General features: G+C 61.3%; 18 protein-coding genes. 13 read left to right on the forward strand and 5 right to left on the reverse strand.

What is annotated here, in order from left to right; genetic code table 11:
• The first annotated feature begins 61 nt into the window (after window positions 1-61).
• The 9 genes from DXY04_RS07170 to DXY04_RS07210 all read left to right on the forward strand — a co-directional run bounded on the left by DXY04_RS07170 (window position 62) and on the right by DXY04_RS07210 (window position 8541).
• Window positions 62-1747, forward strand: coding sequence for a phosphodiester glycosidase family protein (locus DXY04_RS07170; RefSeq protein ID WP_115161557.1), 1686 nt, complete (start codon window positions 62-64; stop codon window positions 1745-1747).
• Between the two features lie 34 nt (window positions 1748-1781).
• A complete protein-coding gene (locus DXY04_RS07175) occupies window positions 1782-2108 on the forward strand; it encodes an iron-sulfur cluster assembly accessory protein (protein WP_114987195.1) in 327 nt (108 codons plus the stop codon).
• Window positions 2109-2180: 72 nt separating this feature from the next.
• Entirely contained in the window at window positions 2181-2555 is a 375-nt protein-coding gene (gene rpsL, locus DXY04_RS07180) for a 30S ribosomal protein S12 (protein ID WP_006850614.1), read from the forward strand.
• Between the two features lie 41 nt (window positions 2556-2596).
• Window positions 2597-3067, forward strand: coding sequence for a 30S ribosomal protein S7 (gene rpsG, locus DXY04_RS07185; protein WP_006849937.1), 471 nt, complete (start codon window positions 2597-2599; stop codon window positions 3065-3067).
• Window positions 3068-3156: 89 nt separating this feature from the next.
• Window positions 3157-5232 carry an elongation factor G gene (gene fusA, locus DXY04_RS07190; RefSeq protein ID WP_115161558.1) on the forward strand — a complete coding sequence of 692 codons (2076 nt, stop codon included), beginning with the start codon at window positions 3157-3159 and terminating at the stop codon, window positions 5230-5232.
• Window positions 5233-5275: 43 nt separating this feature from the next.
• Window positions 5276-6475, forward strand: a complete 1200-nt coding sequence (tuf, locus tag DXY04_RS07195; RefSeq protein ID WP_114987190.1) for an elongation factor Tu — start codon at window positions 5276-5278, stop codon at window positions 6473-6475.
• Window positions 6476-6596: 121 nt separating this feature from the next.
• Window positions 6597-6917, forward strand: coding sequence for a 30S ribosomal protein S10 (gene rpsJ / locus DXY04_RS07200; protein WP_011363346.1), 321 nt, complete (start codon window positions 6597-6599; stop codon window positions 6915-6917).
• Between the two features lie 56 nt (window positions 6918-6973).
• Window positions 6974-7609 (forward strand): LON peptidase substrate-binding domain-containing protein, encoded by a 636-nt coding sequence (locus DXY04_RS07205; protein WP_115010442.1) that lies wholly within the window; start codon window positions 6974-6976, stop codon window positions 7607-7609.
• The gene (locus DXY04_RS07210; protein ID WP_115161559.1) at window positions 7609-8541 is read left to right on the forward strand and encodes a methyltransferase domain-containing protein; all 933 of its coding nucleotides are present in this window, start codon (window positions 7609-7611) and stop codon (window positions 8539-8541) included. Before DXY04_RS07205 ends, DXY04_RS07210 begins: the two co-directional genes overlap by 1 nt.
• 3 nt (window positions 8542-8544) lie before the next feature.
• Here the strand turns inward: DXY04_RS07210 and pheA are convergent, their stop codons facing one another.
• Window positions 8545-9387 carry a prephenate dehydratase gene (pheA, locus tag DXY04_RS07215; protein ID WP_115161560.1) on the reverse strand — a complete coding sequence of 281 codons (843 nt, stop codon included), beginning with the start codon at window positions 9385-9387 and terminating at the stop codon, window positions 8545-8547.
• A 31-nt stretch (window positions 9388-9418) separates the two neighbouring features.
• Between pheA and DXY04_RS07220 the strand changes: the two genes are divergently transcribed.
• Complete coding sequence (locus DXY04_RS07220; protein ID WP_115161561.1) at window positions 9419-10015, forward strand: DUF1997 domain-containing protein; 597 nt, start codon at window positions 9419-9421, stop codon at window positions 10013-10015.
• On the opposite strand, the gene DXY04_RS07225 is transcribed toward DXY04_RS07220, so the two are convergent.
• The 3 genes from DXY04_RS07225 to DXY04_RS07235 all read right to left on the reverse strand — a co-directional run bounded on the left by DXY04_RS07225 (window position 9962) and on the right by DXY04_RS07235 (window position 15428).
• A complete protein-coding gene (locus DXY04_RS07225; RefSeq protein ID WP_115161562.1) occupies window positions 9962-10561 on the reverse strand; it encodes a ribonuclease HII in 600 nt (199 codons plus the stop codon). The genes DXY04_RS07220 and DXY04_RS07225 overlap by 54 nt on opposite strands.
• 5 nt (window positions 10562-10566) lie before the next feature.
• Window positions 10567-12507, reverse strand: a complete 1941-nt coding sequence (locus DXY04_RS07230; protein ID WP_115161563.1) for an Rne/Rng family ribonuclease — start codon at window positions 12505-12507, stop codon at window positions 10567-10569.
• Window positions 12508-12764: 257 nt separating this feature from the next.
• A complete protein-coding gene (locus DXY04_RS07235) occupies window positions 12765-15428 on the reverse strand; it encodes a TIGR03960 family B12-binding radical SAM protein (RefSeq protein ID WP_115161564.1) in 2664 nt (887 codons plus the stop codon).
• 53 nt (window positions 15429-15481) lie between these two features.
• On the opposite strand from DXY04_RS07235, the gene DXY04_RS07240 reads away from it, so the two are divergent.
• Genes DXY04_RS07240 through DXY04_RS07250 form a run of 3 tightly spaced genes read left to right on the forward strand, consistent with a single transcriptional unit; the run spans window position 15482 to window position 17953 of the window.
• On the forward strand, window positions 15482-16708 hold the full coding sequence (locus DXY04_RS07240) for an LL-diaminopimelate aminotransferase (protein WP_115161565.1): 1227 nt from the start codon (window positions 15482-15484) through the stop codon (window positions 16706-16708).
• 47 nt (window positions 16709-16755) lie between these two features.
• Window positions 16756-17076: an ATP-dependent Clp protease adapter ClpS gene (gene clpS, locus DXY04_RS07245; protein WP_115161566.1), complete on the forward strand. Its 321-nt coding sequence runs from the start codon at window positions 16756-16758 to the stop codon at window positions 17074-17076.
• Window positions 17077-17080: 4 nt separating this feature from the next.
• Complete coding sequence (locus DXY04_RS07250) at window positions 17081-17953, forward strand: CPBP family intramembrane glutamic endopeptidase (protein WP_115161567.1); 873 nt, start codon at window positions 17081-17083, stop codon at window positions 17951-17953.
• Here DXY04_RS07250 and DXY04_RS07255 read toward each other — a convergent pair.
• Window positions 17893-19482 carry a photosystem II high light acclimation radical SAM protein gene (locus tag DXY04_RS07255; RefSeq protein ID WP_115161568.1) on the reverse strand — a complete coding sequence of 530 codons (1590 nt, stop codon included), beginning with the start codon at window positions 19480-19482 and terminating at the stop codon, window positions 17893-17895. The two genes, DXY04_RS07250 and DXY04_RS07255, sit on opposite strands and share 61 nt — an antisense overlap.
• Between the last annotated feature and the right edge of the window lie 131 nt (window positions 19483-19613).

A 19613-nucleotide genomic window follows, 5' to 3' on the forward strand; every position in this document is an offset into this window, starting at 1 on the left:
GCTCTGCAGAATCCATCTCGAGGGACGATCCTAGGCAGGCGCCTCTCCGCCAAGGCATTTCATGCTGGCCTTTGCCCCACTGCCCGCGCCACCGCCTGAGCTTCGCCCTGTGCCGAACCAGAGCGGTGAGGAGGTGCTGATCGGGAGAGAGCGCAGCAAAGCGGTTTGGCTCTGGCGGGGCAGCGATACAGAACCGGAGGAACTTTGGCTGCCCTTGGAGGTTCTGGAATCCCGTCTGGGTTTCCGGCGGGTGTCCCGTCTCGATGGAGAAGCACTGGAATGGTTTGGTCGAACGGTCGCATTGACCGCATTGGCGACCCGTTCACTCGGTGATGAAGTCGGCCTCGAAGTGAGCGACTGGCTGGCCGCGACTGGCGTCCGCGCCCAAGTGAGGGAAAACACCCTGGAGCTTCGGCTGCCCCTACCAAAGGTGAACAACCTGCGCCGCGGCAAGGGTTCAACCGCCGATCGGTTGGTGCTGGACCTGAACGGTCCCGCCCTGGTGCAGCGCTTGAACGGCGACCTGTTGCTGGAGCTCAAGCTGTCGCGGACCCAGCAACGTCAACTCAAGGCATGGGGGCTCTCGCCACAGCTGCATCACCACGGCGGCCTTGTGCTGAAGGGACAAGCCACCAAGCTGAGGAGCCTGAGCCTGGCGTCCCCTTGGCGGGTGGTGCTGGATGGTGTGCAGACCGGTGGTCGCCGCCCGGTCCAGCGCGCACGTCTCCCCCTCCGCAACCCAGCCGTGGCCGAATGGCTGAGGCGGGGCTTCGTCCTGGAGCAACGCACCATCAAGGTGGGGGTGAAACCCATTCAGGTGTTCCGTGCCGGCGGACGGCTGAGCCGTCTCGGCATCACCCTTCAGCCTCTGGTCAAAGCCGAGCAGCAACAGGGTCTGCGTTTTCTGCCTCAGCTCTCCCAACCCGCCGGGGCACTGGTCGCAGTGAACGGAGGCTTTTTCAACCGGATCAACCAACTCCCCTTGGGGGCCGTGCGGCATCAGGGGGTCTGGCTGTCCGGTCCGATCCTGAACCGCGGTGTGATCGCTTGGGGATCCTCAGGGGATCTGCAGTTCGGCCGGCTGCGTCTGAATCAGACGCTGCAGGTGAACAACGCTCGCCGTTGGAGCCTCATGGCCCTCAACAGCGGCTACGTCCAGAAGGGGCTGAGCCTCTACACACCTGCATGGGGGCCCCGCTACCGGGCCCTGAGCGGCGAGGAGAAAGCACTGTTAATTCGCGGCGGCCGCGTCGAAGCAACGGTCGACAAGAACAGCCTGCAACGCGGCATCGCCATCCCCAAAGACGCTGAATTGGTGGTAGCCCGGGGACGCACGCCGCTGCCAGCACGGCCTGGTGATCGGATCCAGGTGACAGAAAGATCACTCTCCCCCCTCGCGCAACAACCCAATGTTCTGGGCGGCGGTCCACTGCTGATGCAGAACGGCAACGTGGTGCTGAATGGACGTCAGGAGGGTTTCAGCCCGGGCTTCATGAGCTTGGCGGCACCAAGAACGGTGGTGGCCCAGGGGCCGAGCGGTCAGTGGCTGATGACCTTGCGTGGCGCTGCCGGCAGTGATCCCACCCTTCTGGAAACAGCCCTGGCAGCCCAGCAACTGGGGCTGCGCGATGCCTTGAACATGGATGGCGGCAGCTCCACCACCCTCGTGGTGGCCGGACGCACCGTGATGAATGGCCGAAGCAGCACCCCGAGAGTCCACAACGGCCTGGGGCTCATCCCCCTCTAAGACCTGCGACAGTGGGGGCCCCGAAGAACTGAGCATGGCTGCCAATCTGCGGCTGACCGCTGCCGCTGCTGCCGAGCTTGGGCGACAGGCGGCCGTTGCGGGAACACCGGGGCAGATGCATCTCGATCTCACGCCCGGCGAGTGCGCACAACATGTGCTGCGCATCCGGGCAGGACATCTGGCTGGCGTTGCGATCGCAAGGGCCGATGGCGTGACCCTGCACGCCCCTGCAGAACAGCTCAAATTGCTTGAAGGCCTTTGCCTGGACTACCGCGGCGACCTCAGTGGTGGTGGTTTTCTGATCCGCAACAGCGATGGGGTTGAACCCTGTGCCTGCGGCAGTGCCTTCAGCCGCCTTTGAGGGGGGACCGTCACCCGGTATCGTGGTCGATTGTCGAATCAGGTCGGGAGTCCGACCGCTCACCGACCATCGATGCCAACCATCCAACAGCTGATCCGCACTGAGCGCTCACGCCTCAAGGCCAAGACCAAGTCCCCGGCTTTGAAGTCCTGCCCTGAGCGTCGCGGTGTTTGCACCCGCGTTTACACCTCAACGCCCAAAAAGCCGAATTCGGCGCTGCGCAAGGTGGCTCGTGTACGCCTGACCTCCGGCTTTGAGGTCACGGCCTACATCGGCGGTGTCGGTCACAACCTGCAGGAGCACTCGGTGGTGTTGATCCGCGGCGGTCGTGTCAAAGACCTCCCTGGCGTCCGCTACCACATCATCCGCGGAACCCTGGATACCGCTGGCGTGAAAGACCGGCGTCAGTCCCGCTCCAAGTACGGCGCCAAGGCTCCGAAGGAGTGATCACCGGTTTCTTCCCCATCCCCATCAAGTTCTGATCCCTAATGTCACGCCGCAACGCCGCTGAGAAGCGCCCGATTCTTCCCGACCCGCAGTTCAACAGCCGCCTCGCCACGATGATGGTGGTGCGCCTGATGCAGCACGGCAAGAAGTCGACAGCGCAACGGATCCTGTCCGACGCGTTCGGCCTGATCAACGAGCGCACCGGCGGAGATCCGCTCGAACTGTTCGAAACAGCTGTCAAGAACGCCACCCCCCTGGTGGAAGTGCGCGCCCGCCGTGTTGGTGGTGCCACCTATCAGGTGCCCATGGAAGTGCGCCAGGAGCGCGGCACCGCTATGGCTCTGCGCTGGCTGGTGAGCTTCTCCCGTGCCCGCAACGGCCGAAGCATGGCCCAGAAGTTGGCTGGCGAACTGATGGATGCCGCCAACGAGGCTGGCAACGCCGTTCGCAAGCGCGAAGAAACCCACAAGATGGCCGAAGCCAACAAGGCTTTCGCCCACTACCGCTACTGAGCCTCGCAGGCCAGGCATCAACACAGATGTTCATGGCTGGCCTGTAGAGTCTCTCCGCCTTTTCACGCCCCACCCCCGGAGAATTTCCTGTGGCCCGCGACTTCCCCCTGGAACGCGTCAGAAATATTGGTATCGCTGCTCACATCGATGCCGGCAAAACCACCACGACAGAACGGATCCTGTTCTATTCCGGTGTGGTTCACAAAATCGGCGAGGTGCATGACGGCGCCGCCGTGACCGACTGGATGGCCCAGGAACGGGAGCGTGGCATCACGATCACCGCAGCTGCCATTTCGACCTCCTGGCAGGACCATCGGATCAACATCATCGACACGCCTGGCCACGTGGACTTCACCATTGAGGTGGAGCGCTCTATGCGTGTGCTGGATGGTGTGATCGCCGTCTTCTGCGCCGTTGGTGGCGTTCAGCCCCAATCGGAAACCGTCTGGCGTCAGGCCGATCGCTATTCGGTTCCCCGGATGGTGTTCGTGAACAAGATGGACCGCACCGGTGCAGATTTCCTCAAGGTTCACGGCCAGATCAAGGATCGCCTCAAGGCCAACGCTGTTCCGATCCAGCTTCCGATCGGTGCTGAAGGTGAGCTGAGCGGCATCATCGATCTCGTTGCCAACAAGGCCTACATCTACAAGAATGATCTCGGCACCGACATCGAAGAAGCCGAGGTGCCGGCCGACATGGCCGATGAGGTGGCCGAATGGCGGAACACCTTGATGGAGACCATCGCCGAAACCGATGAGGCGCTAATCGAGAAGTTCCTCGAAACCGGCGAACTCAGCGTTGACGAGCTCAAGAAAGGCATCCGTGAGGGCGTGCTCAAGCACGGCCTGGTGCCCATGCTCTGCGGCTCCGCCTTCAAGAACAAAGGTGTGCAGCTGGTGCTCGACGCTGTGATCGACTACCTGCCTGCCCCCGTCGACGTTCCCCCCATCCAGGGTGTGCTCCCCGACGGCAGCGAAGCGGTGCGTCCGTCCGACGACAACGCCCCCTTCAGCGCCCTCGCCTTCAAGGTGATGGCAGATCCCTACGGCAAGCTCACCTTCGTTCGGATGTATTCCGGCATCCTCGAGAAGGGCAGCTACGTGCTCAACTCCACCAAAGGCGAGAAGGAGCGCATCTCCCGCCTCGTGGTGCTCAAGGCTGACGACCGTGAGGAAGTCGACGCACTGCGTGCCGGCGACCTCGGTGCGGTGCTCGGACTGAAGAACACCACCACGGGTGACACCCTCTGCACCCAGGACGATCCGATCGTTCTCGAGACCCTGTTCATCCCTGAACCGGTGATCTCCGTGGCTGTTGAGCCGAAGACCAAGGGCGACATGGAGAAGCTCTCCAAGGCCCTGGTTGCTCTGGCTGAAGAGGACCCCACCTTCCGAGTCAACACCGACTCCGAGACCGGCCAGACCGTGATCGCCGGCATGGGCGAACTCCACCTGGAAATCCTGGTGGACCGCATGCTGCGTGAGTTCAAGGTGGAAGCCAACATCGGCGCACCTCAGGTGTCCTACCGCGAAACCATCCGTGGTTCCGCAGGTGGCGAGGGCAAGTTCTCCCGTCAGACCGGTGGTAAGGGCCAGTACGGCCACGTTGTGATCGAGATGGAACCGGGCGAGCCCGGCTCCGGCTTCGAATTCGTCAACAAGATCGTGGGCGGTGTCGTTCCGAAGGAATACATCAAGCCCGCCGAGCAGGGCATGAAGGAGACCTGCGAATCCGGTGTGATCGCCGGATACCCCCTCATCGATGTGAAATGCACCCTGGTGCATGGCTCTTATCACGACGTCGACTCCTCGGAGATGGCGTTCAAGATCGCCGGATCCATGGCCTTCAAGGACGGCGTCAAGAAGTGCAACCCTGTGCTGCTTGAGCCGATGATGAAGGTCGAGGTCGAAGCTCCCGAGGATTTCCTCGGTTCGATCATCGGCGACCTGTCCTCCCGTCGAGGTCAGGTTGAGGGCCAGTCCGTCGAAGACGGCACGTCCAAAATCTCGGCCAAGGTGCCCCTTGCCGAGATGTTCGGTTACGCCACCGAGCTCCGCTCCATGACCCAGGGCCGGGGCATTTTCTCGATGGAATTCGACAATTACGCCGAAGTTCCTCGCAATGTGGCCGAGGCCATCATTTCCAAGAATCAGGGCAATTCCTGATCTCTAAACTCCTCCAAATCCAACCCTCGATTCTTAAACACCCATGGCACGCGAGAAGTTCGAAAGGAACAAGCCCCACGTCAACATCGGCACCATCGGCCACGTTGACCACGGCAAGACCACCCTCACCGCTGCGATCACCAACGTGCTCGCCAAGAAGGGTCAGGCTGAAGTTCAGAACTACGCCGACATCGACGGCGCCCCTGAAGAGCGTGAGCGCGGCATCACCATCAACACCGCTCACGTTGAGTACGAGACCGAGACTCGTCACTACGCCCACGTGGACTGCCCTGGCCACGCGGACTATGTGAAGAACATGATCACCGGTGCCGCTCAGATGGACGGCGCCATCCTGGTGTGTGCCGCCACCGACGGCCCCATGGCCCAGACCAAGGAGCACATCCTTCTGGCCAAGCAGGTGGGCGTTCCCGCTCTGGTGGTTGCACTCAACAAGTGCGACATGGTCGATGACGAAGAAATCATCGAACTGGTGGAGATGGAGATCCGCGAACTGCTCTCCAGCTACGACTTCCCCGGCGACGACATCCCCGTGGTTCAGGTCTCCGGCCTGAAGGCCATCGAGGGCGAGGCTGAGTGGGAAGCCAAGATCGAGGAACTGATGGCGGCTGTTGACGCCAGCATCCCTGAGCCTGAGCGGGAAGTGGACAAGCCCTTCCTGATGGCAGTGGAAGACGTCTTCTCCATCACCGGTCGCGGCACCGTGGCCACCGGCCGTATCGAGCGCGGCATCGTCAAGGTCGGCGAAGAGATCGAAATCGTCGGCATCAAGGACACCCGCAAGACCACCGTCACCGGTGTGGAAATGTTCCGCAAGCTGCTCGATGAGGGCATGGCTGGCGACAACGTTGGTCTGCTGCTGCGCGGCATCCAGAAGGAAGACATCGAGCGCGGCATGGTGCTCGTGAAGCCCGGTTCCATCACCCCTCACACCAAGTTCGAGGGTCAGGTGTACGTGCTCAAGAAGGAAGAAGGCGGCCGCCACACTCCCTTCTTCGCTGGCTACCGCCCGCAGTTCTACATCCGTACAACGGACGTGACCGGCCAAATCACTGCCTTCACCGCGGAAGACGGTTCCAACGTTGAAATGGTGATGCCTGGTGACAACATCCAGATGACCGGTGAGCTGATCTGCCCCGTCGCCATCGAGCAGGGCATGCGCTTCGCTATTCGCGAAGGCGGCCGCACCATCGGTGCTGGCGTGGTCTCCAAGATCATCGAGTGATCAGCACAAGCTGAACCACACGGCAGGAGATGGAGGGGCTCAGCCCCCCATCTCCTACATTTCTCAGAACCTCGACAACTGAAGTCCTGCTTCGATCTCGAAGCTTTTTCGCTCCCTTCCTATGTCCACTGCCATCGCTCAGCAGAAGATCCGCATCCGCCTGAAGGCGTTCGACCGCCGCATGCTCGATCTTTCTTGCGAGAAAATCATTGAAACGGCCGATAACACCGCTGCAACTGCAATCGGTCCGATCCCCCTGCCCACGAAACGCAAGATTTACTGCGTTCTGCGCTCTCCCCACGTGGACAAGGACTCCCGCGAGCACTTCGAGACCCGCACCCACCGTCGGATCATCGACATCTACAGCCCCTCGGCCAAAACCATCGATGCGCTGATGAAGCTTGATCTCCCCAGTGGTGTGGACATCGAAGTGAAGCTCTGATCCGTTCGATCAGAACTTCATTTTCCTAGGATTCAGTTGCCTACAACACGGCGTTCGTGTCCGATTTTTCTGTGAGGGAGCTTCCCCTGTTCCCCCTGCCGGACGTCGTGTTGTTCCCGCAGCAGCTCCTGCCGCTGCACATTTTTGAATCGCGTTATCGGATGCTTCTCCAGACGGTTCTGGAGACCGACAAGCGATTCGGCATCGTTCGCATCAACCCCGAGAACGGCGAAATGGCCGAAATCGGTTGCTGCGCTGAGGTGCTTCAGCACCAAACAACGGAAGACGGTCGCAGCTACATCGTTTCGCTGGGCCAACAGCGGTTCCGGCTGCTCAACATCACGCGGGAAACGCCCTACCGAACAGGGATGGTGAGCTGGCTGGAGGATGAGCCCGTGGCCGACACCGACCAGCTCAACAGCCTGCGGGACAAGGTGAGCGAAGCCTTGAATGACGTCGTTCAGCTGACCAGCAAACTGCAGAACCGAGAGGTGGAACTGCCTGACGATCTGCCTGATCTACCGCGGGAGCTCTCCTTCTGGATCAGCGCCCATCTGGATCAGGCCGCCTCGGAGCAACAGAGTCTTCTCGAACTAACCGACACCCACGAACGGTTGAGTCAGCAATTTGAAATGTTGGACCACACCCGACGCCAACTGGCGGCCCGCACTGTGTTGATGGATCTGAAGTGATGTTGGGATCTCTGTTAGTGGTAGCCGGCGCCGTTGGCGCCACCGGAGTTGCGCTGTGGCTTCGCCGTGACCGGCGCTACGAATCGTCGGAGAGTGTCGCCTCCGCCTACGACGCCTGGACGGAAGACCGCTTGCTGGAGCAGCTCTGGGGAGAGCATGTCCATCTCGGTCATTACGGGACCCCACCCGGCTCCTGCGACTTCCGCCAAGCCAAGGAAGCCTTCGTCCACGAGCTGGTGCGATGGAGCGGTCTGGACCAACTCCCCGCCGGTAGCCGGGTGCTGGATGTGGGGTGCGGCATCGGTGGCAGCGCCCGAATCCTGGCGCAGGATTACGGATTGGACGTTCTCGGCATCAGCATCAGTCCTGCCCAAGTGGAACGAGCCACACAACTCACCCCATCAGGCCTGAGCTGCCGCTTCCAGGTGATGGACGCCTTGGATCTTCAACTGCCCGATCAGAGCTTTGATGCGGTCTGGAGTGTGGAGGCCGGTCCCCACATGCCGGACAAGCAGCGTTATGCCGATGAGCTGTTGCGGGTGATGCGACCGGGGGGTCTGCTTGCAGTGGCCGACTGGAACCGCCGGGATCCATCTGACGGCGGCATGACGCGAACCGAACGCTGGGTGATGCGTCAGCTGCTCAACCAATGGGCCCACCCTGAATTCGCCAGCATCAAGGGGTTCCGCCAGAACCTCGACAACAGCGTGCACAACCGTGGCGAGATCATCACCGGTGACTGGACCCAGGCCACGCTCCCCTCATGGATTGACTCGATCATCGAGGGCGTCCGCCGTCCCTGGGCGGTGCTCAGCCTGGGACCGAAAGCTGTTCTGCAAGGCCTGAGAGAAACGCCGACGTTGCTGCTGATGCACTGGGCCTTCGCTACTGGTCTGATGCAATTCGGCGTCTTCCGGATCAGAAAGGGCTGATCCTCAACAGCCGCTCAAATCGCTGCTGGGGTAAGCACCGAAATGGGCGAGATGCTCACACAGAGGCTGCAACTGGGCGATCAGATCCTGCAGAGCCGTTGACGGAGCCGGCGGAAGATCCACATCCACAAAAAAGACGTATTCCCCCAGCTCCCGTTTGGACGGTCGCGATTCAATCCGACTCATGTTCAGGCCCCGCTCAGCCAAACAGGCCAAAGCCTCCAGCAAAGCTCCCGGCGCATTGCGATGCAGCGAGAACGCCAGACTGGCCACATCGCCATGCTCACTGCGCTGCCCACGACGCAACAGCAGAAAACGGGTGCGGTTGCCCGCAACATCGTTCACCGGGAACGCCAGCTGATCCAACCCGTGTTCCCGGGCAGCGGTCTGGGAGGCGATCGCAGCACGGAAGGGACTGCCCGCCACCATGCGAGCTGCTTCAGCCGTGGAAGATGTGGGCAGCTGCAAGGCGTCGGGCAGATACTGGGCCAACCAGCCACTGCACTGGGCCAGAGCCTGCGGGTGGGAGAGCACTTCGGTGACTTTGCTGAGCGGCCCACTCCCCAGCAGAGCGTGCTGAATCGGCAGCACCAAAGCCCTGCGGATACAAAGCTCCGGATGGGACCACAGCGCATCGAGGGTCGCTGTCACCCCCCCTTCAACCGAGTTCTCGATCGGGACAACGGCTGCATCACACTGCCCTCCGGCCAGCTGTTCCACCACCGATCGGAGCCCCACGCAGGGAACGAGCTGGACATCCTCGAGAGCGTCCTGTTCGATCAACACCCGGGCGGCCTGCTCGCCATAGGTCCCGACTGGGCCAAGGAATGCGAGACGTGTAGGCATCGAAGCCGCACTGGATGGACTCGATAAGATCATGCCGCGTCAGGTGATGACCATGCCCCTGGCCTTCGAAGCCAGTCAAAAGCTTGATCTGCCTGTCCGAACCGGAGCAGAGCGGCTTCCCAGTTACTTGCTGGAAGAGGAGCGCGTCCTCGGGGCCCTGCTGGACGCCAAACAGCTCACCCGCCTGCAGTCTGGGCACTACCGCTATGTGGTGACCAGCCTGCAGGTCTTCCAGCTCCACGTGAAACCCGTGGTGTCCCTCCAGATCCACATGGAAGGCGACACCTTGGTGATGCAGGCCCTCGACTGCGAACTGGAGGGTCTGGGGATTGTTGATGACTTCGCCCTGAACCTGGAAGCACGGCTGACGTCCACACCCGACGGACTTCAGGGACATGCCCATCTTTCGGTGAGCGTCAGCCAGCCATCGCTGCTCAAGCTGATCCCCAAGCGGGTGCTGGAATCAACGGGCGAATCAATCTTGAGTGGCATCCTCATTGGCATCAAAGCCCGGGTTGGCCAGCAATTGATCGACGACTACCGCAGCTGGTGCCGGGAAACCGACGGGCAAGGCTCAACCGAGCAGACGCCTCAAGAACGTGTGCCGATGCAGGGGCGTGGGGCCTGAGGCCATCAAGCTCTGACGATGTTGCGCCGTGCCGTAGCCCGCATGGCGCTCGAGGCCGTAACCAGGAAAGCGAGCCGATAAGCGCCGGATGAGTGCATCCCTGGCCTCCTTGGCCAGAACACTCGCCGCAGCAATGGCCGCTGATCGGCTGTCCCCTGCGATCACCGTACGCTGCGGGCCCTGCCACAGCCGAAGGGGAAGGTTGCCATCCACCAGCACGAGCCCAGGGCGCTGCGGCAATCGCTGCAGCGCCCGCAACATGGCGCGTTCCGTGGCAACGCGGATGCCGCAGGCGTCAATTTCGCGCGCTGACGCTTGGCCCAGACCGGATGCCACACACAGCGACTGGATCACCGGAACCAGAGCAGCCCGACGCTTGGCTGACAGTTTTTTGCTATCGGTCAGCCCTTCCCTCAACAGCTCTTCAGCAGCTGAGCCTTCGAGCACCACAGCAGCCGCAAACACAGGACCGAACAAGCAACCGCGACCGACTTCATCCACACCAGCCACGTCCCGCCCGAGGGGGAGGGAGTCCTGTGCGGTCATCCGACTCAGACCGTGGCGACAGCAGAGGAGCGGCGACGGCGACGGCGAGGCTCATCAGGCTCAGCTGTTTCCGCCACGGCCACAGGCTCGGGCTCAGCCGGTTCGCTGATGGGGGCAGGTTCTGGTTCGGTGATCGTCAGGTTGGTCACCGCCTCCAAGGGGGTGATCTCCACCATCAGGGGAGCCGACTCATCCGGGGCGGATGAGGTGACGACAACAGGCGTCTCAGCGGCAGGAGTCGCAGTGGGCTGACTCGCACCGTTGCGTGATCCTGAACGACCACCCCGTCCGCCACGACGACGGCGGCGTCCGGAACTGGCCGCCAATTGCTGACGCGCCGCCTCCAGCACCTCTTGCTCGTCCTCGCCAGGACGCACAACCCGGACCACTACGTTGTCGGATGCAGGGGGCTCCTCCAGCAACAGGGCAGGATTCAATCCCAGCCAACCAAACAGCTGCTGTTGCTCGTCGGTCATCGGGACGGCAACCAATTCAGGGTCCTGATGACGGGCGGTTGCGGGCTCCTGAGCCTCTTGGGTCGACACCTCAGGGGCAGTGGTGTCGGACGTCTCGACAGGAAGGACGGCATCCTGACTACCGCGCCCTCGACCACCGCGCCGCCGCCGGCCATTGCCACCGCTCTCTCCGGGCGCAACAACTTCGGCGCGGGCAGATGCCGCCGAGCGAACCAATCCTGTGGCCGTTGCCAGAGGTTGAAGCAGGTCTTTGCCGGGAAGAACGGCCACATGGCCCAGACCACCACAGCTGGGGCAAGCCCGACCGAACAGTTCATAGATGTTCTGCCCTTGACGCTTGCGGGTGAGTTCCACCAGGCCCAGTTCGCTGAGCTGTGCGATCTGCGGGCGGGCTGAGTCGTCACGGACGGCTGTCGTGAAATGCTCCAGCAGCTGGAGCTGATCACGACGGGAATCCATATCGATGAAGTCGATGATTATCACCCCACCGATGTTGCGAAGCTTGAGCTGGCGAGCGATTTCGATCGCCGCCTCACAGTTGGTCCACAGAACGGTTTCACGCGCATTGGCCGATCGTGTGAACGAGCCCGAGTTCACATCGATCACCGTGAGCGCTTCGGTGGGCTCAATGATCACGTAGCCACCGGACGGCAGATCAACCCGCGGCTTCAGCGCATCGCGGATGGCGGCATTGACCTTGTAGTGCTCCAGCAACTCGCTGGGTTCACTGTGAGCTTCCACCAGCACATTGCCGGCTTCGGCACCAAGGAAACTGCTCACACGGTTCACAGCGGCGGCATCGTCCACCACAACCCGGGCCAGATCCGGACCCATGTGGTCTCGCAGAATCCGATGGATGAAGTCTTCATCGCGGTTGAGCAGCACCGGCGGTGCAGCCGTTTCAGCGGCTTGCTGAATCGCCTCCCACTGGCGCAGCAAGGATTCCAGATCCTCAATCAACAGCTCTTCGCTGATGCCGTCGGCTTCCGTACGGATCAGCAGACCGGCTCCAGGCGGCTTGATCAGAACACCAAGGGCACGCAGTCGGTTCCGTTCTGCATCAGAACTGATGCGCCGGGAGATGTTGACCCCCTGGCCATGGGGCTGAAGCACCAGGTAGCGACCTGGCAGAGCAAGATTTCCCGTCAACCGTGGGCCTTTGGTGCCGGTCGGTTCTTTCATCACCTGAACCAGAACCTTCTGGCGAGGCTCCAGAAGTTCAGTGATCCCAGCCGAACCTTTCTTCAGACGCAGCGGCCCAAGATCGGTGACATGGATGAACCCGTTTTTCTCACTCTCACCGATATTGACGAAGGCGGCATCAATGCCTGGCAGAACATTTTCTACCGTTCCTAAATAGACATCTCCGATCTGATAGCGACCCTGCGCGACGATGAGTTCATCAACGCGTTCATCGGTCAGCACTGCTGCGATGCGCAGCTGCTCCGCGATGACAATTTGCTGGGGCATAACAGGACTGGTTGAGCCCGATTGAGGGCCAAATCCGTTGAGGAACCTGCCGGTTCTCCCTCACGGGTTGATGGAAAGATCTGAGCTGGTCAGCAAGACCAAAAGGTTGCGGAGCAAGAACACCTATGACTCAGGCTTGGGGGTTCCAAAAAAGACCGCCGTGCAAGCCGTGATGTGGACCTCGATATCCGTGTTGGATCAGACAAGACCGGAACAAGGTTGGTCCAGACGGACGAAACACCTGTTCTGTAGCCAAATTAGCACTGCGCACTGAGGAGCAGGGCCTCTCGCGCCAAGCATTGCACCTGCAAGGGCTGACCAACGGTCTCAGCCAGCCAGTGCTGAATCTGAGCAGGGCGCAAGCTTCGACCCATCTCATCCACCGCCGCTTCCAAGCGAAGCCGAACGGATCCATTGGCGTTCTGATCCGTCACCTGCAGCGCTTTCAACGCGGGGCGGCAATCCCGTTCCCGAGGGCGGCCCTTCTTATCGGTGTCGTGCCACACCAAGGTTGTGGCCTGCAGGAGCTGATCCACCGCCGCATTCCAATCCAATGACATCGGGTCCTGCTCCTGCGGCACAAGATCAAAACACCAAATAGCCCCCGTCAGTTCTTGCGAAAGGCTCTTGCCACTGACGGGAACCTCGGCTGCCGCCAGCAGCTGAATGCCCTCCGGCAGCAACGGCTGAAGCGTCTTACGGAAGTGGTTGGGATCCAGGGCCTCGGTGAATTCCAAATCCATCCACTCGCTCTGGGCCTCAGCACCGAGGGGAAGTGCCAAAGCGATCTGAACCCGCGGCAGTGGATGAAACCCACCGGTGAAGCTGATCGGAAGCGCACTGCGACGCAGGGCCCGCTCCAGCATGCGCATCAGATCAAGATGGCTGAGCAGCGCCATCGATCCCGTTTTGGCGAATTGCACCCGGATCCGGCACAGCCGGTCACTGGGCGGCGCCTGGGTCGGCACCTGGGTTGGCACCTCAGGAGCGGGAACCACCACGTTGTGCCCGAGATCCGGGCCGCACACCCCACAACTGCTGCAACCATCAAAGGAGCAGTCGGGCACAACCGCCGCTGCCAGAGCCCGTTGCAGATCGTCCGCGAGCCAGGCTTTGTCGATGCCGGTGTCGATGTGATCCCAGGGGAGTGGCTGAGCACAGAACGCTTTCAGATCCTCCCGATCCAGCGCAGCCACAGCACTCCACCCCCCCACCTCCATCTCCCGGTAACGCCCCTCCAGGCCGGCGTCCGCGATGGCTCCGGTCCAGGCGGCGTAGGTGCGATCCAGCGACTCAAACCAGGCATCCATGCCGGCACCAGCTCGCCAGGCCGCCTCGATCACCGGGGCAAGGCGCCGATCGCTGCGGCCCACAAAATCCTCCATGGCCGAAAGCCGCACATCGGTGAAATTCACCTTCACGCCGCGCAAACGCCTGAAGGCCTCCTTGAGCAGCACCTGGCGCCGCTCAAACTCAGCCGTGGAGACGCTGTGCCACTGAAAAGGGGTGTGGGGCTTGGGCGTGAAATTGCTAATCGTGATGTTCAGGTTCAGCCGACCCAGATCACGGCAGCGCTGCTGGAGCATCACGCAGGTCTCGGCAATGCCGAGAACATCGGCATCCGTCTCACCGGGGAGGCCGATCATGAAGTACAGCTTCACCTTGCGGTACCCGTTCTGCATGGCCGTGCGGATGCCATGCAGCAGGTCGTCATCGGTGAGGCCCTTGTTGACGATGTCGCGGAGTCGCTGTGTCCCGGCCTCCGGGGCGAAGGTGAGACCCGCTTTCCGCGTGCCGCCAAGGATGTGGGCAATGTCTTCATCGAAGCGATCCACCCGCTGGCTGGGCAGTTGAAGCGTGACGTTCTGATCCGCCAGGCGGTTGCGCAACTCCACCCCCACCGCCGGCAGCGCCAGATAGTCGCTGCAGCTCAAGGAGAGCAGCGAGAAATCGCTGTAGCCGGTTTGTTTCATGCCGGTCTCCACTGCCTCGATCACCGCTTCGGGTTCCACATCCCGAGCCGGTCGCGTCAACATTCCGGGCTGGCAGAAGCGACAACCCCGGGTGCAACCGCGGCGAATCTCCACCGTGAGACGGTCATGCACCGTTTCCACATGGGGCACGAGACCCATGGCGTAGTGGGGCATTGGCGTCGCCACACGGCGAAGAACCCGTGCCGGGACATCAGGATGAAGCGGCTCGAGGGTGACCCCATCGGCGCCCGTTCCGTAGAGCGCAGGCACGTAAACGCCGGGAACCTGGGCCAGATCCCGCAGCAATTGCGATCGCGTCAATCCATCCGCTTTGGCTTGCGCCACCACCAGACCGATTTCGGGCAACAGCTCCTCACCGTCACCCAGAGCGATGAAGTCGAAAAACGAGGCATAGGGCTCTGGATTGCTGGTGGCGGTGGGCCCACCAGCGAAAATCAGAGGAGGTGCTGCAGGATCACTCAGGGGCAAGTCGCCCCGATCAGCGGCGCGGATGGGCACCTGCGCCAGATCCAGCATCTCAAGGATGTTGGTGGCGCCGAGTTCGTAACTGAGACTGAAACCCAGGATGTCGAAGGCCGGCAAAGGCCGACGGCTTTCCACGGCAAACAACGCCTGGGAACGTTCCCGCAAGCGGCCTGCCAGATCAGCCGCTGGAAGATAGGCGCGATCACACAACTGCCCGGGGACGGCATTGAGGATCGAATAGAGAATGATGTGGCCCAGGTTGCTGGAGCCAACCTCATAGATCTCGGGGTAGGTGAGCGCCCAGCGAACCGACGCTGTCTGCCAGTCCCGTGGTTCAACCCCCAACTCATGCCCCATGTAGCGGGCCGGTTTATTGATGCCGCTGTCCACCAGGGCATGAAAATCAACCGGGTGATCCAGGGATGAGACGACCACGTCGGATGTCCTGACTCCTGAGGTCATCGTATGGAGCTGCCGACACGGCAGGATGCCCCGCAGAAATAGCTCCCGATTCCGTGGTTCAGGTCAACGGCAACTACCTCAAGCTCAAAGCGGGCTACCTGTTCCCTGAGATCGGTCGACGCGTCAAAGCATTCAGCAGCGCCAATCCCGAGGCAGCGCTGATCCGCCTGGGCATCGGTGATGTCACGGAACCCCTGCCGCTGGCCTGCCGTGAAGCCATGAAAACCGCCATCGATGCGATGGGCACCGCCGAAGGCTTCCATGGCTATGGCCCGGAACAGGGCTACGGCTGGCTGCGGGAGGCCATCGCCAAAAACGACTTCCAAGCCCGAGGGTGCGACATCAGTGCCGAGGAAATTTTTGTTTCCGACGGCTCCAAGTGCGACAGCAGCAACATCCTCGACATCCTCGGCGAGGGCAACAAGGTGGCCGTCACGGACCCCGTCTACCCGGTGTACGTGGACAGCAACGTGATGGCTGGCCGCACCGGGGAAGCCGGAGAGATCGGTCGCTACGCGGGACTGACCTACCTACCGATCAGCGCAGACAACGGCTTTGCAGCGCAGATTCCCAGTGAACCGGTCGACCTGATCTACCTCTGCTTCCCCAACAACCCCACCGGTGCCGTCGCCACCCGGGAACAACTCCAGGCCTGGGTGAACTACGCCCGCGCCAATGGCGCACTGATCCTCTTCGATGCTGCCTATGAGGCCTTCATCCAGGACCCTGAACTCCCCCACTCCATCTTCGAGATCGAAGGAGCACGGGACTGTGCCATCGAATTCCGTTCCTTCTCCAAAAACGCTGGCTTCACCGGCACCCGCTGTGCCTTCACCGTGGTGCCCAAAGGGCTGAAAGGCAAAGCGGCCAACGGCGAAGCGGTGGAACTCTGGGGACTGTGGAACCGACGTCAGAGCACCAAGTTCAACGGTGTGAGCTACATCATTCAGCGCGGAGCTGAGGCTGTTTACTCCGAAGCCGGTCAGGCCGAAGTGAAGGCCTTGGTGAGCTTCTACATGGAGAACGCCGCGATCATTCGTCGCGAACTCAGTGCTGCAGGCCTCACCGTCTATGGCGGCGAACACGCTCCCTACGTCTGGATCAAGACCCCTGAGGGCATGGATTCCTGGGGCTTCTTCGACCATCTGCTCAACAAAGCCAACGTGGTGGGCACACCCGGCAGCGGTTTCGGCGCCGCTGGCGAGGGGTATTTCCGCTTGTCGGCCTTCAACAGCCGGGCCAATGTGGATGAGGCCATGGCCCGCATCAAAGCCCTGTGAGCCGCTCCCCGTTCGCATTGCCTTTAGATTTCAATCGCTTCGGATCAATGGCCATGGCGGTGGACTCTCCCAGCCAAAAACCAGGTGGTGCAGCTGTTCTGGACAAAGCGCCGGAACGGGTTCGCAAGCGCTCGCCTCGCTACAAGGTGCTGCTGCACAACGATCCGGTGAACTCCATGGAATACGTGGTGGCCACCCTGCAGCAGGTTGTGCCTCAACTCAGCGAGCAGGACTGCATGGCCGTGATGCTGGAAGCCCACAACACTGGCGTGGGCTTGGTGATCGTCTGCGACATCGAACCGGCTGAGTTCTATTGCGAGACGCTGAAATCCAAAGGCTTGACCAGCTCCATCGAGCCTGAGAACTAGAGCGATGCAGCAACCGCTGAACAGGTTGCTCCTGCTTCAGCCAGTCTGGCTGCCCACGGTTTTGTTCATCCCTCTGCTCTATGCACTGGGCTGGCTTGCCGCTGTTCCGCTGACGCTGCTTGGCCTTCCAACGGATCAGCTCTCACTCACCGGAACGGTGCTGAGTTTTGTGCTGTTCCTCCTGGTGATGCCCCGATGGGCAGCCTTGCGGTGGTCCGAACTACGGCCTTGGGCGGCCCTGGGCATCCGCGGAGCCAAACCACAGGAACAACCCACGCCAGCAGCTGCTCTTCTCAAGGGTCTGCTCATTGCCGCAGGGCTGCTGATGGTGATCACGAGTGTTGTTCTGATCGATGGCTCGGGAAATTGGCGGGGCGAAGTGGATGCAACTCAGCTGACGAATGCCGTGTTGCTCTGCTTCGGCGTTGGCTTCGCAGAAGAATTGATTTTCCGCAGCTGGCTCTGGACGGAACTGCAAGAAATGATTGGCTCGCGTCGTGCAGCTCTGGCTCAAGCAAGCATCTTCAGCCTTGTGCACACACGCTTCAACCTGGGGCTGGGGGCCATGGGTGGCCTACTGATCGGCCTTTTTCTACTTGGAATGGTGCTGACCAGACAGCGTCAATCAGACCGGGGTTCACTTTGGGGCTGCATCGGTCTGCATGGCGGGCTTGTGGCTGGATGGTTTCTGCTTCAGAACGGCTTGCTTCAGCTATCGCCCAATGCCCCACCGTGGTTGGTGGGGCCAGGGGGCAATTCTCCGAACCCGCTGGGCGGACTCGTCGGAATCAGCAGCTTGCTGGTCCTGCTGCTGATTCAGCGCACAGCCGTTGCCAAAGCCTTACGGCCCTCTACCGGAGCACGAAGAGCGTCCTGAAGCGAAGCCACTCCGTAATCCCTTTCGAGGAGTGACATCACAGTGCGACCGAAATCCGCAGGATTGCGATCAAAAGCCTCAAGACACACGCGGCCAAAGGTGCTCCCCATCGGCTCGGGGTTCCAGAGAAGTTTTCGCGCCGTCCAAGGCATCATGCTCATCGGGTTGTAACCCGGCTTGATCAGACCCTGATCAAACCCGTACTGCTCAAGATGCGTGTGGGGCTGCAAACCGATGAAAAAGATCGCTGGCTCGACCAAATCAGCGCCAAAAATGGCCTCCAGCTCTCGGTGATAGGCCACGGTCTGGCGGATCGTTTCCGGTCGCTCATCGATCACATTGAAGGAGTAGTTGACCGACACGTGATCCCGGAAGCCCGCATCCGCCAGCATCCGGCAACTCTCCAGAACAGTGCGAAGGTTGTAGCCCATACGCATCTTGCGCACCAGCTCCTGTGAGCCGGACGTAATGCCGATCTCGAAATAGCTCATGCCCGTCTCCACCATGAGCTGAGCCAATTCGGGGTCCAAATTGTCGGCGCGGATGTAGGCGGCCCACCGAATACCGGTCAGCCCTTCAGCCTTGATCGCCCGCAGCAGTTCCTTGGCGTCTTCGATGTAGCGCCGCGCGGGTATGAATTGGGCATCGGTGAACCAGAAACCACGAACCCCACGGTCGTACAGCTGGCGCATCTCTTTCACCACCTCATCCACGGGGTTAAGGCGCACCTGCTTGCCTTCCACCACCGTGTAGACGCAGTAACAACAGTTGTGGGGGCAGCCGCGCTTGGTCTGAACTCCTACGTAAAAGTCACCGCCTTCGAGGTACCAGTCGAGTTGGGGCCATATCGAAGCGATGTAGTCGTAATTGCAGGCGGTTTTGGGCCGACTTTCCGGCTGCTCATGGATCAGGCCTGAACGCGGCTTCTCGCTAACCACGAAGCATCGTTCGCCCTCGAGGGAGTGACCCTGAATCAACTTCTCGAGCAGCGGCTCCCCCTCACCGATGGAGACCACCGTTCCTTTGGGGAGCGACTTGCCGAGTTGCTCGTAAAACACACTGACAGCTCCACCTCCCAGCACTGCTCTGGCCGTCGGCTGGTGGCGGCGTGCACGTTTCAAACCTTGACGCACCAGACGCTGGTTCCTGCGGAGCTCGCCGTAATGACTGCTCATTAACTGCAGCCCACCCAAGGCTCCATGCAGACGCTTCAGAGGGTTACGGGCGTAGAAGACCTCGAACGAATTCTGAAGAGGGTTGCCCCCCCGCCCATCGACCGGCGCATAGATCTGGATGTCTCTCCACGAGAACACCAGCAGCGTCGGCTGGAACTGGTCAACTGTGGCGTCCAGCACGCGATGGACATCCAGCACCGGCAGAGCAGCGAGATCCAGGATGCGCTGAGGCATCTCCGGGAAGCATTTGTGCAGATGGTCGGCGAGATAGATCGGCCCGATCGGAAAGATCGGATTGCAGGGCAGCCGCACCAGCAACACCCGTTCTTGTTGTGGTGCCACGTCAGCTGCCATGAGGCTTTCGGGACGCTAACAAGCGCTGCCGCCAAAGGGGCGTAGGGCCTCTTCACAACAACTTCATCAAGCCAGCGACACACAGCGCAAACTTCCGTTACACTCCCGATCAGGCAGGGCTCTCCTGCCCT

The sequence above is a fragment of the Synechococcus sp. UW86 genome, assembly GCF_900474085.1.
Lineage (GTDB): Bacteria > Cyanobacteriota > Cyanobacteriia > PCC-6307 > Cyanobiaceae > Parasynechococcus.